The organism is Methanomicrobium sp. W14, from assembly GCF_017875315.1.
In the GTDB taxonomy this organism is placed as follows: Archaea; Halobacteriota; Methanomicrobia; order Methanomicrobiales; family Methanomicrobiaceae; genus Methanomicrobium.
This window is the reverse complement of sequence record NZ_JAGGMM010000001.1, coordinates 593,837-606,292: the sequence shown is the minus strand read 5'-3', so window position 1 is coordinate 606,292 and position 12,456 is coordinate 593,837. Positions and strand designations below refer to the sequence as shown.

Below are 12,456 nucleotides of genomic sequence, written 5' to 3'. Positions count from 1 at the left end.
CTGTGGTGGGGCAAAATGACGTTATCATATCCAAAAATTTACGTATTTTCTTCAGTCCCTGAACAGGGGAAAACGAAACTGATACTCAAACTGTACAACCATTTCAGCGGTAAGGGATACAAAGTAGCGTGCATTCAGGCAAACAAAGGGCAGAATGATTTCAAGCCCTATATTAAGAAAAATATCTACCACTATTCCATTCCTCTTGAAGCGGCGGCAAGCAAGGCGGAGTTTGAGAGATGGGTCCCGACAGGGTTTGACATTTATCTGATGGAGATAACTCTTGGCAAATCACCCGTGGATATTGCATATCTTCAACTCTTTGATAATGTCAATGAGGTTATTTCTTCGGAGCATCTTGGTTCATGGGATGATTACATTCTCAAATACTTTGAAGACAACTGGATTCCTGAAGGCGGAAAGAGCGAGTGCAGCCCTATGGATTTCAGGGATTATTTCCATGACAGGAATATTCAGAGAGTTGCTATTGGGGCGATGGAGAAACGGGGCAGGAAGCACTTGGTGGGACTGGGATGTCTCTGAGGTGCCGGATTGTCATGTTCCGTCTAACTGCGGTCCATACCTTACGGCTTTTAATCAGATTCTCTATTACCGCTGTGGTAGTTCAGACTGTGGCGGAGGTTCGGGTTCATGGAATGATGCCGTATGCTTTGAGAATGCTATAATACGCTATGCCTGGGCAGGTAAAAGTACGGACTTTGCCAATACGCTTAGTAGCTGCTACTGGATGGAGAAGTCTGGTTGCCCGGAGTATTGTTACCTGGACCTGAATACCAAGATTTATGAGCTGGACATCTATTGTGTTTTGATAGAAAATGACTGCCCTGATCCGGACCATCCCGATAAAACGTTCGGTCATGAGGTTTGCGCCGAATATAATGATAATACAGGTAGTGGAAGTAAAAAGGATTGGGGTAATTGGACATTTTTCCAGTATGACAACCCCGATATTCAAATAGGCAACTGGCAGATGCCAAAGGGATCGGATGTGTGTGATACTAAAGTGATCATATATAAAGTGATAGGGATCAGGAGTTGTGATACGTATGAGCCTTCAGATGTTATTGTAACTTTTCTGATCGATAAAAATGGCGATGTTACTGTCGGGTAAGTGGGGGATGAGTAATAAATGAAATTTACACAGGAAATAAAAAAAAATCCTCATCTTGCGATCGTCACAGCCGTAGCGATACTGGCAGTTATTTGTATTGTACTGTTTTTGTCAGGTTTTTTCTATGAAAATAAAAACTATAAAAATGAGGAGGTAGTTGAAAATATGACATTTGAAGAACTGAATGAAACGATAAATGATGAGCTTGAATCGATGGAACTTGGGTATAATGTCAGGAGATGGGAAATAGATGAGGAAAACAAAGAAATTACTCTCTATGAGATTTATATGAATGATGACCAGATCGCTGAGCTGGAAGGGAAAACTATTGGTGGCTGGAATGTCCTGGTACAGCCTGATACGGATTATATAAATGAAAGAAAGGCTGTAATGGATGAAATCGATGAACTTAAGAAAGATCCTGAACTGCAAATTTTAGCTTTTCAGCTTGACAGCAGTGAAAAAAGAGTCGTAGTATGGATCCGCAACTACACACCTGAAAATAAAGCGCTACACGGAAAAGTTATCCGCGGTTGGACGATTTTTATATGCACATCTCCTACGCCGCCTCCTACCGAACAGGTTTGATGAATAATCTTTCAGCACTCTTTTTCCGGGGTGAATATGGAAATGCCGGGGAGGCTGAAGGCGGTAATTCCAGATCCTGAGCCGGGCAGTTTGTGTTTTCCCTGATGAGTGTTGTGTTTGTGGTGAAATTAACCAAAATTTCTTTCTCTGAACCGTATTTTATCATATTGGCATGATTTGGGTTGAGGAGCAGTTCTCCCCACCCATGAAGGGAGAGGTACCTGAAGCCATGCTTATTGACAGCTTCTTTAAACACTTCAAAGTTGAGGTTTTCTCTTTTCTGCGAGACTTCCTTTCCGGCCTGGCATTTGTCCACTCCACAGAATTGTTTTAATGCTCTGTAATAAGTTTTTAATTTTCCATGCAAATTTATTCATTCTGTTCCTTTCTTCCGGACTCATATCAGGAACACTCGTTGCCCGGAATTGTGGAACTTCGTTATTGAATTTTACAAAAATTCTGATAAATCCATATGCCTTTAGATGAACAATCAATCCTCCGGAAGGAATATGTAAAGAATTACATCGGGACATTTCCACTTTTAATGAATTATAGATCTTGTGGTCGCAGGCAAACCGTGTAACTCCTATTTTAATAGATACCATTATTCACTATCCATTTTAAGCGGGGGCAGAGTCCCCCTGGAAGGTAATTTACTATTCGTGTTCAGTGACAACAGCTTTGTATTCAGGAGTTGACTGGTTGCTATGAAAATCAGGATCCAGATCCTTAGATCTCTTGTCCTGATTTCAACAAACTTTGTAGATTTTTATCGGCTTTGTGCAATGAGATTACTATCATGTGGGTTTAATATATAAATACTTATGTGGAATAATAAAGAGTGGCTCAAAGTCTTACAAAATATAAACTGGAATTTCTTTTATTATTTTCAGTAATATTCATGATATCAGCGTTGTGCATTGTAATTCGACTCACAAATGATCCTCTATTGAATTTTCTTTTGATAATATGGATTGACTCCGAAATGTTGATCTGGTTGATGACGACATCATTTAGTCGACATTCCGGAGAAAGAATAAAATGCTCAGATAATGGTTCTATGTATGTTGTAATATTTGGAGTTTTCTTTAGTATCTATGCTGCCATTTTCATACATGATAATTACAATATTAGTTTAACGGCTATATTTTATTGGATTGGTATTCTTCTGATGGCTGGAGGAATTGCATTAAGGTGTTTTTCCATCTGGATGCTAAAAGAATCATTCACACTATCTGTCATGACAAAAACAAATCAATCACTGGTAAGAAATGGTCCATACCAATACATAAGGCACCCAGCCTACGCTGGTTCTATTCTCACCCTTTTAGGATTTGCTTTTGTATTGAGAACATTATTAGCTCCTTTTGCAGTTTTAGCGATTTGTATATGCACATACGGATACAGAATATTTATTGAAGAAAAATCGTTATTAAAGCATTTTGGGAAGCAATATCAGGACTATTGTAAGAACACATGGAGACTAATCCCAAAAATTTGGTAGAGAATTATTGCTGCTCCTTCTTGCTATAATAGTCAGGATCCAGATCCTTAGATCTCTTGTCCTGATTCCAACAAACTTTTTAGATTTTTATCGGCTTTGAGTGATGGGGATCGCCCATCATGCGGGTTTGCTAAAAAGCATCTAATAAACCTCCGAAGAACCCAAAGCTAAAACCAATAATTCCTAAGGATGCCTTAAGTCCATCAGCGGATATCTCATCAGATGAAATTAAATGACTTCAAGCTGGAGGACTCCCATATCAAAAATAACTAAACATTATGGAATACCCCGAACTACCATTTATAAGAATCACTCTAAATAAAACCTAATGAGGATTACTATTATCCCAATTTTAACGATTCAATAAATACAAAGATTTCCTTCTTCTGAGTTTTTCTCTTATTCTGTGAATATATCTTTCAATTTTACACAGCTATCGCTCCAGAGTGCTCTTTTACTAACTGTCTTCAACTGATACAGGTTAAAGCAAAATGCTGAGAACTTATTTTTCACCCGTACTGTAATTCATTCGAGATAAAAGAGTCTTTTCCTGATTCAGATAATCTTTCACGAAAGAGCCAGACGGTAGATCTGTCGGGGGTCTTTTCCGGATATCCTAAGAACTGTCTGAATGAAATCCTGTCATTAGTCTGTCTTTCAAGTTCCGGTTCTGAAGATTCCGTGTCATTGCTGAAGAACCATCATTTTGATCATCAGAACTTCATCGAGATTAGGTCGGCCATCCATTTCTGTATTGTTGGCGTATAATCCTTTTATAATAGGACGAAATTTTTCCCAGTCAATCATCTTACAGACTTCACCCAAACGATCTCCTAATCCAACAATTCATTCATATTCATTTTGAATTGCAAAATTAGGGCTTTGTAGAAATCCTCTGATAAAATAGCGACCGAAAGATCGATCGTACAGGAGTTCCAATATTATTTAACCACAAATAAAAGAGGAACTCCGTAATAAATGTCGCAGAACAGGTACATCAATCTTGTGAAAATCTCTCAGGAGATAATAAGGGAATCAAATGTACCTCTTCGGTCATCTGTTTTTTCCCGGAAGAAATTTAACCATCACCAGCTTCTCTCACTAATCATTTTAAAGGAAGAAATAGGAGTTAATTATCGCGATTTTTGTGACATTTTGGAGATTTTAACCCCGATACGGAAATTATTAAACTTACAGGAAATCCCTCCTTTCACGACTCTCCATAAATTTTTTTCAAGATTTCCTACCCGGATTTTTGCTAAAATTTTAACGAAAACAATCAGAAAATTGTTGCAGAAAGGGAAAAAAGTCTCAATTACATCAATTGATGCAACCGGGTTTACCAGTGATTATGCGAGCCATTATTATTCAAAGCGCATCGGAAAAACACGTAAGAGCTTTGTAAAAACGTCAATTGCAGTTGATTCAAAGAGTTTGCTGGTTCTGGGCTGGAAATTTTCAAAATTCCCGGTAAATGACAGAAAACATGTAAAATCATTGATCAACCAGACTCAAAGAGTAACAAAAAGCCAATGTTTTACGATGGATAAAGGCTATGATGCAGAAAGGATTCATGAATATATCAGGGGGTATATCGGCGCAGATTCTCAAATTCCTGTAAGAAAATGGGACTGAAAGATCCACTCCGGAGAAGTCAGGTTTGAAATGGTTGAAAATATTGATCTAAATAAATATGGGCAGAGAAATCTTGTCGAATGCGTTTTTTCGATGATTAAACGTAAGTATGGAGAGACTTTACGCTCAAGGAAATATTACAATCAACTCAAAGAAATTAAGACAAGAATTATCGTTCACAATATGCTCATTGAAAAAAGTCATTAAGGGTTTCTACAGAGCCGATTTTTGAAATATTTTAAATTCAACAGGAATTCATCCTGATTCAGTTGGATATTTAGTACATACAGATATTGAAGTATCTGAGTTCATGTTGGAAAATTATCGGGATGATACCTACACATTATCATTTGATTTAGATTATCGATTCAGAATCAATACTGATTGCCAAAAAGTCAATGCTTTTACATATCATTGGGGCTATCCATCAGGTGGAATGAAAATTGCTGGTGCTGTTGTTTATTCATCTGATGTCCTGTCTTTAATACCTAAAGGAGGAAGGCTCCCCCGGGTTACAGGATTAGGGAATATTGTTGACAAGATAGAACCATATCAAATATTATTGAGATCTTCAGAGTCAGCATTGGAACAGGATAAGATTAGTGATGACTCCGACTTCACGGTTGCAGGCGTAATAAACTGGGATCCCGTCTGGGGTCCCTGTCATGAGGAAGAATAATGATCTTATTATCTGTCAAAAATGCTTTAAAGAGGACATTTCTTCTTTTTTTCTCTCCGGCCCGGACTGCTGATATAGTCAGGAATGAAAGACTGGTACAGTCCGTTCTCTACTGGATAATAGCAGGATTTATTGCATTCGGAGTCATGATCTCTATTTTTTTCTGTTCATTCTATTTTGGGCCGTTCCCAAATGCGTATTTAGCGCCATTCCATTCTTGTGTATTCTTCGTTGATCACCTGAAATATCTACTTTATTCAGCGGTTTTTCCTGTTTTAATCTATAGTCTGATGAGGGTGTTCAAAATAAACCTTGATTTTGAAAAGGCTCTTAAAGTTTCCTGTGTTGCTTTTCCTGCCTTTGTCATTCCTATGTATGTGGGAGAAAGTATTGCCATCTTAATAGTATCCTTTGTGAAATGGCTTTCTTATGAAGTTGCAGTGATAAATTATTTTTTTCAATTATACGGGTTGATTTGGTCGGTTTTTATTGCATCCTATATTCTCCGTGATTATTCTAAAAAGAGCCTGTTATTTTCAATTGGAATTGTTGTCCTGTCAGTTCTGATAATATATGCCATGTTCCTTGCATTTGCAGGAACTTTTTCAACTTGGCAGGTTTACTGAAATGTGGAGATCATGTAAACCCTGCCAACACGGTGCCGGAGTATTTCTTAAGTTAAGTATAAGAAGGAACTGCTGCTGGATATCGCTGAAGAGAATAGAGAATTAAAAGTGATTTTATATGAAGAGGACTTTTTTAACTGATAAATGTTCGGACCTTTGTGGTCAGGGCTCTTTTCTGAATTTTTCAGCAGATAAAAGCCTGTCCAACCTTCATATGAGAGAGCTGACCGCACGGAATGTCCAAAAGGGGAGGATATATAAACAGAAGAACTATTAAAACGTTGGAGTAAGGAAAACTGGAGCTGGTTATCTTATTTAAAGACGGAATGGCAATGTAAATCCTGATAAATTCTGTAATGTTTTATACGAGGTCAAAAACAGGATTTTGCTTTTTAACCGCTGTTTTTCAGTTGTTGTAGGATCTTTGCAGGGCACGGGATGTCATTCAATTTTTTTTATTTGATCCAGACAATTTCAGGTTTCTCTCTTTTTGGCATCTCCCTTTTTTCGTCAGGGTAACCGAGGATAATGGATGCAACTAAGTGATAACCTTCAGGAATTTTTAGTTTGGACATTAAATCCCGGCTTTTTTCAAGATGACCAGCTGAGCCTATCCAGCATGTGCCAAGGCCGATGGAATGTGCGGCAAGCATAATATTCTGTGCGCACAGTGAACAGTCGATATCTGCTCTTATTGCATCGTCCCTTCCGAGAACAAGCAGAAGACAGGAAGCGTTGTAAAATATGGAGAAGTTTTTTTCACCGGCCATCTCAAGGTATTTTTTTGTCATTCCACCTGTTTTAGCGTTTTTAAGACTGTCGATTATAACTGGTCTTACGTAGTCGGAAATTTTTTTCATCAGTTTTTTGTCTTTTACTACAGCAAATCTCCACGGGTAGAGTGCAAGGGCTGAAGGTGCGTGTATCCCGCAGTCAATAAGCTCTTTGATAATTTCATCAGGGACTTCCTTTTCTTTGAAAAACCTGATGCTTCTCCGGTTTTTAATTGCATATATTACCTCGTTTTCAGCAGTCATGATAACCTTTTTCTAATAGTCATTTTATGGTCATAAAGTGATCCGGCTATTCCTGAAAAAAGTGTAAGATTAAAAACAAGGGTTTTCATTGCGCAGATTTTTCGGAGAGGAGTTTTGTTTTTCAAGCCATCAGGCCCTGATAAGACATATCACATACACAATATTTTTTAGTTGATTTGGTTCTCCGGCATATCAACAGGAATTTATAGCTGTCGTTGTAAACTTCAAAAAAAGATATATCTCTCTCAGGATTGTGCTTTAAATCTTAAAAAACAAAATGTATGACTGTTTTAGTTGAGATCTAATAAATTAGATAACTTAATCGTTAATAAAATATTCAAATATGAAAGACTATGTCTGTGGTTTAACGTGTGATAGTTTTGTGCAAAAAAATGTTTGTTCCTAAAAATAGGATTAAATATTGGCAGTTATTACGAATCAGCTATGATTTACGGGGTTTACATTGCAAAGATTGTAAGTGATATATAGAGTTAAAATTGAATATTAGTTAGAGGGATTTATGTGGATGTACTAATCTTTTTAATCCTGTTTCCGCTAATAGCGGCAATTCTTATGCTTCTGCTCCCAAACGGAAAAGTTCGGGATACAGTTGTAAAAATTGCTGCTTTAATTACGGCAGCAGGATCGGTTTACCTTTTTGTGGAGAGTTTCGGAAAAGGTATAACTTATGTCTCTATTGGATCCAGTTTACTGGGTTCGGTAATGATTGTTGCTGAACTTGCGCTTTCCTTGTTTATTATCGGTATAAGTATTAAGTTCAAGCATTATCTTATTGCAGTCCTTGCTGTTGTTCAGGCTGCAATACTTACATACTCTGAACATTTTACGCCTTTTGATGCCGCACTCTCTCACGAGTTTTTTGTTGATGAGTTCTCGGTGATAATGGCCCTGATAATAGGCATAATAGGAAGTCTTATCTGCGTTTATTCTGTCGGTTATATGCGTGGATATCATGAAATGCACCCGGAAATCAAAGATCACAGGAAACTTTTCTTCTTCATTGTGTTTCTGTTTTTATCGGCGATGTTTGGTGTTGTCTTCTCGAATCAGATAGTTTGGTTACTGTTCTTCTGGGAGATTACAACTGTATGTTCATTCCTGCTGATAGGATATGCAAGAGATAAAATCGCCTGGAAAAATGCTTTCTGGGCACTTCTTCTGAACACCGTTGGCGGAGTAGGTTTTGCTGTTGCGGTCATGTTCATAATGCTGTACACCGGAGATGCCAGCTATATCTACTTAAATGACCTGATTGCTGCAGGCCCTGGTGTTGCAATGGTGCCTGCGGCCCTGATAGGTTTTGCCGGTCTGACAAAATCCGCACAGATGCCTTTTTCATCATGGCTTGTTGGTGCAATGGTGGCACCGACTCCTGTATCGGCACTTCTGCATTCCAGCACAATGGTCAAGGCAGGTGTATATATTATCGTCAGATTCGCTCCTATCTTTGAAGCAAGTCTTACCGGTGCAATAATAGCGGTTATCGGAGGTGCAACATTCCTTCTGGCCTCAGCTATAGCAATCGGCCAGAGCAATGGCAAGAAAGTCCTTGCGTATTCTACAATCGCAAATCTCGGGCTTATCGTAGCCTGTGCCGGAATTGGTACCCAGGAAGCTGTATGGGCTGCAATTCTTCTGATAATATTCCATGCCGTTGCAAAGTCCCTTCTGTTCCTTTCGGTCGGGTCTGTCGAGCACCAGAAGCATTCAAGGGATATTGAGGACATGTCAGGTCTTATCTCTACAATGCCAAAGATTGCAGTCATGATGCTTATCGGAATGGCCGGAATGTTCCTTGCTCCGTTTGGTATGCTTATCTCCAAATGGGCGACGATACATGCATTTGTAAACGCCATTCCGCCTTTTGGAGTGCTCCTCATTGCGATGATAGCTTTCGGAAGCGGAATCACAGTATTCTTCTGGGCAAAATGGATGGGAAGACTGATAGAAGTCCAGGGCACTTCGGACAAACCCTTAAAGCATGAGGCAACGTCAAATGAAATGTTCACTCTATACAGCCTGGCCGGACTGACTGTTTTCACATGCTTGGCATTCCCGCTGATCTCAAGATATCTTATCGAGCCTTATATCGGCGGAGTATACGGATCGGTTTCCGAACTTCTCAGTCTGAATAATATTTTAATCATGCTGATAATGATGGTTTTAATCCTGCTGCTTCCGTTGTCTATCGGGCACTTTGGGAAGGGTAGAACCATAAAGAGCCAGTATATGGGTGCAAGGCCTGCAAATGCAGGACTTAGTTTTGCAGGAAGTATGGGCGTAACAAAAGAGGTTACTCTTTCAAACTATTATATCGAAAATATGTTCGGAGAGAAAGACCTTGCTCATTTCTCGGTAGTGCTTACCATATTCCTCCTGATAGTCCTTGCTGTAGTTGTCGTCTTAAATATTACAGGAGTGGTGATTGGAGCATGATTTCAGATATATTCACAAGTTATTCATTCATCTGTGCAGTGCTCTTTGTTATTCTCTCCCCGCTTGTAGGCGGAATAATAATGGGGCTTGACAGAAAACTGACGGCAAGGATGCAGGGAAGGGTAGGTCCGCCTGTACTCCAGCCTTTATATGATATATTCAAACTTTTTGAGAAGGAGAATATTGTCGTTCACGGATCACAGAATTTCTGGGTATTCAGTTACTTGGTATTCATGATAGTAACGGGAGTGCTGTTCTTTGCAGGAGGCGATATTCTTCTTGTGATATTTGCACTTACGCTTGCACACGTGTTTGTGGTCCTTGGTGCATATTCCACAGGTTCGCCATATGCGCATATCGGCGCTGAAAGAGAACTTATACAGCTGATGGCCGTTGAGCCTATGATTATAATCGCTGCAATAGGACTTTATGAGATAACTGGTTCCTTTGATACTGCTGGAATCATCCAGAGTCCGGTTGCCCCGATAATATTTCTCCCGGGAATCTTTGTCGGAATGGTGTACATTCTCACGATGAAGCTTGGAAAATCACCGTTTGACCTTGCAACATCACACCATGCCCACCAGGAGCTTGTAAAAGGTCTGACCACTGAGTTTTCAGGCTCGACATTTGCGATGACTGAACTTGCCCATTTATACGAGCTTATATTCCTGCTGGGATTTTTGTTCCTGTTCTTTGGTCTGGCGGCGCCTTTAATCGGAATACTGGCGGTAATCGTCGTTTATGTTCTTGAAATATTCATTGACAATGCGACGTCAAGGGTAAAATGGCAGCTTGCATTGAAAAGCTGCTGGATAGTTACTGTTGTACTGGGGTGTGTGAACCTGTTTGCACTGTATCTGATATGAGGTGAAATGAATGTCATACTTAACAAAATCTCCATGGATTATACATTACGATGCGTCGAGCTGCAACGGTTGTGATATTGAGGTTCTTGCAAGTCTCACACCACTTTATGACGTAGAGCGCTTCGGTATAATAAATACAGGTAACCCCAAACATGCGGATATCTTTCTTGTAACCGGGAGCGTGAATGAGCAGAACAAGGAAGTTATAAAAAACATCTATGACCAGATGCCAAAACCCAATGTCGTTGTCGGAGTAGGAATCTGTGCATGTTCCGGAGGAGTCTTCAGGGAATGCTACAACGTATCAGGGGGTGTCGGTGAGATAATCCCAGTCGACGTATATGTCCCCGGTTGTTCTGCAAAACCTGAAGCCATAATTGACGGGGTTGTCAAGGCTCTTGGAATACTTGATCAAAAATACAAGGCTCTCAAGGAAGGAGGCGGGTCAAATTGACGATAGAAGAAGAAAAGATTATGGAGATAGAGATCGACAGTCTGCTGAAGTGCGTCCAGGAGATGTCCGATAAAGGATACCGCCTTGTACAAATCGGATGCGGAAAATTTGACGACACCTTTGAGATAAACTATTCCTTCGACAAGGACTACATGTTTGAAAATCTTCGTATAAAGCTTACAGAAGGTACAAAGGTCCCAAGCATCTCCGGGGTATATTCATGTTCGTTTATATACGAAAACGAGATTCACGACCTTTACGGTATTGAGATTACAGGAATTAACCTGGATTATAACGGGAATCTGATAAAAACAAGCATAAAAGCACCGTTTAACGTAAAATCCGTGACGCGTGTCAAAAAATCAGAACCCAAAGGAGGTGCAAACTGAAATGTCGTCAAGAAGAATTGTGGTTCCTTTCGGTCCCCAGCATCCCGTTCTGCCTGAGCCTATTCACCTTGACCTTGTCCTTGAAGATGAACATGTAGTGGAGGCTATTCCCTCTATCGGCTATGTTCACCGCGGTCTTGAAAGGCTTGTTGAAAAACGCGACTATAAGGACTTTGTCTATATTGCAGAGAGGATATGTGGTATATGCAGTTTTATCCACAGCGTCGCCTATTGCCAGGGTATTGAGAACATAATGAATCTTGAAGTCCCGAGAAGAGCAGATTATCTGAGGACTATATGGTCCGAGTATTCAAGGCTTCACAGTCACCTGCTCTGGCTTGGCCTCTTTGCCGATGCAATGGGTTTTGAAAACCTTTTCATGAACTCATGGAGACTAAGGGAAAAGGTACTTGATGCAATGGAGGAGACTACAGGAGGCCGTGTAATCCAGGGCGTATGCAAGGTAGGCGGAGTAAGAAAGGATATTTCCAACTCAAAGCTTTCTGAAATGGTAAAAGACCTTGATATACTTTCATCCGAGATGGAAGACCTGTGCAATGTATTCTTCGATGATGATACTGTCCGCCACAGAACCAAAGGTGTAGGTTTCCTGTCAAAGGACGATGCATACAAACTTGGTGCCGTAGGTCCTACTGCAAGAGGGTGCGGGATATCATATGATGTAAGAAAAACCGGATATGCGGCCTACAACGATCTTGACATTGCACCGGTGGTTGAGACCGGCGGCGACTGTTATTCAAGGTGCAATGTCCGTGCAAAGGAGCTTCTGCAGTCGGTTGACATAATCCGGCAGGCAGTTGCCAATATTCCCGACGGAGACGTTGATGTAAAAGTTAAAGGCAATCCTAACGGAGAGTATTTCTCAAGGGTTGAGCAGCCCCGCGGGGAATGCATTCATTACATCAAAGCCAACGGTAAAAAGAATATTCAGCGTGATCGTGTAAGGACACCGACTTCTGCAAATATTCCGGCCCTTGTAAAGATGCTTGCAGGCTGTGAGATGGCTGATGTCCCGGTGATAGTTCTTACTATTGACCCCTGCATCGGATGCGCTGAGAGGTGATA

15 protein-coding genes are annotated in these 12,456 nt (G+C 40.1%); 12 read left to right on the top strand and 3 right to left on the bottom strand.

Annotation, left to right across the window (positions count from 1 at the left end):
* The first annotated feature begins 15 nt into the window (after positions 1-15).
* The 3 genes from J2128_RS03170 to J2128_RS03160 are packed head-to-tail and all read left to right on the top strand — an operon-like array spanning position 16 to position 1,720.
* Complete coding sequence (locus J2128_RS03170; protein ID WP_245323284.1) at positions 16-543, top strand: hypothetical protein; 528 nt, start codon at positions 16-18, stop codon at positions 541-543.
* A complete protein-coding gene (locus J2128_RS03165) occupies positions 482-1,132 on the top strand; it encodes a hypothetical protein (RefSeq protein ID WP_209689579.1) in 651 nt (216 codons plus the stop codon). Before J2128_RS03170 ends, J2128_RS03165 begins: the two co-directional genes overlap by 62 nt.
* An 18-nt stretch (positions 1,133-1,150) precedes the next feature.
* Positions 1,151-1,720, top strand: coding sequence for a hypothetical protein (locus J2128_RS03160; protein ID WP_209689577.1), 570 nt, complete (start codon positions 1,151-1,153; stop codon positions 1,718-1,720).
* Here J2128_RS03160 and J2128_RS03155 read toward each other — a convergent pair.
* Positions 1,704-2,087 carry a hypothetical protein gene (locus tag J2128_RS03155; protein ID WP_209689574.1) on the bottom strand — a complete coding sequence of 128 codons (384 nt, stop codon included), beginning with the start codon at positions 2,085-2,087 and terminating at the stop codon, positions 1,704-1,706. The two genes, J2128_RS03160 and J2128_RS03155, sit on opposite strands and share 17 nt — an antisense overlap.
* A gap of 633 nt (positions 2,088-2,720) precedes the next feature.
* Between J2128_RS03155 and J2128_RS03150 the strand changes: the two genes are divergently transcribed.
* On the top strand, positions 2,721-3,224 hold the full coding sequence (locus tag J2128_RS03150; RefSeq protein WP_209689572.1) for an isoprenylcysteine carboxylmethyltransferase family protein: 504 nt from the start codon (positions 2,721-2,723) through the stop codon (positions 3,222-3,224).
* Between the two features lie 509 nt (positions 3,225-3,733).
* On the opposite strand, the gene J2128_RS13005 is transcribed toward J2128_RS03150, so the two are convergent.
* Positions 3,734-3,862 carry a transposase gene (locus tag J2128_RS13005; protein WP_209690195.1) on the bottom strand — a complete coding sequence of 43 codons (129 nt, stop codon included), beginning with the start codon at positions 3,860-3,862 and terminating at the stop codon, positions 3,734-3,736.
* Between the two features lie 652 nt (positions 3,863-4,514).
* Between J2128_RS13005 and J2128_RS12675 the strand changes: the two genes are divergently transcribed.
* The 3 genes from J2128_RS12675 to J2128_RS03130 all read left to right on the top strand — a co-directional run bounded on the left by J2128_RS12675 (position 4,515) and on the right by J2128_RS03130 (position 6,164).
* On the top strand, positions 4,515-4,859 hold the full coding sequence (locus tag J2128_RS12675; RefSeq protein WP_245323283.1) for a transposase: 345 nt from the start codon (positions 4,515-4,517) through the stop codon (positions 4,857-4,859).
* A gap of 436 nt (positions 4,860-5,295) precedes the next feature.
* Entirely contained in the window at positions 5,296-5,538 is a 243-nt protein-coding gene (locus J2128_RS03135; protein WP_209689570.1) for a hypothetical protein, read from the top strand.
* Positions 5,538-6,164 (top strand): hypothetical protein, encoded by a 627-nt coding sequence (locus J2128_RS03130; protein ID WP_209689568.1) that lies wholly within the window; start codon positions 5,538-5,540, stop codon positions 6,162-6,164. Before J2128_RS03135 ends, J2128_RS03130 begins: the two co-directional genes overlap by 1 nt.
* Positions 6,165-6,619: 455 nt before the next feature.
* On the opposite strand, the gene J2128_RS03125 is transcribed toward J2128_RS03130, so the two are convergent.
* Positions 6,620-7,201, bottom strand: a complete 582-nt coding sequence (locus J2128_RS03125) for a nitroreductase family protein (protein ID WP_209689567.1) — start codon at positions 7,199-7,201, stop codon at positions 6,620-6,622.
* A 522-nt stretch (positions 7,202-7,723) separates the two neighbouring features.
* Between J2128_RS03125 and J2128_RS03120 the strand changes: the two genes are divergently transcribed.
* Genes J2128_RS03120 through J2128_RS03100 form a run of 5 tightly spaced genes read left to right on the top strand, consistent with a single transcriptional unit; the run spans position 7,724 to position 12,454 of the window.
* Positions 7,724-9,658: a proton-conducting transporter membrane subunit gene (locus J2128_RS03120; protein ID WP_209689565.1), complete on the top strand. Its 1,935-nt coding sequence runs from the start codon at positions 7,724-7,726 to the stop codon at positions 9,656-9,658.
* Positions 9,655-10,527, top strand: a complete 873-nt coding sequence (locus J2128_RS03115) for a respiratory chain complex I subunit 1 family protein (protein WP_209689563.1) — start codon at positions 9,655-9,657, stop codon at positions 10,525-10,527. The genes J2128_RS03120 and J2128_RS03115 overlap by 4 nt, the downstream gene beginning before the upstream one ends.
* A 10-nt stretch (positions 10,528-10,537) precedes the next feature.
* Positions 10,538-10,981, top strand: coding sequence for an NADH-quinone oxidoreductase subunit B family protein (locus J2128_RS03110; RefSeq protein WP_209689561.1), 444 nt, complete (start codon positions 10,538-10,540; stop codon positions 10,979-10,981).
* Entirely contained in the window at positions 10,978-11,370 is a 393-nt protein-coding gene (locus J2128_RS03105) for an NADH-quinone oxidoreductase subunit C (protein ID WP_209689558.1), read from the top strand. Before J2128_RS03110 ends, J2128_RS03105 begins: the two co-directional genes overlap by 4 nt.
* A gap of 1 nt (position 11,371) precedes the next feature.
* Positions 11,372-12,454 carry a nickel-dependent hydrogenase large subunit gene (locus tag J2128_RS03100; protein WP_209689556.1) on the top strand — a complete coding sequence of 361 codons (1,083 nt, stop codon included), beginning with the start codon at positions 11,372-11,374 and terminating at the stop codon, positions 12,452-12,454.
* Positions 12,455-12,456 lie beyond the last annotated feature (2 nt).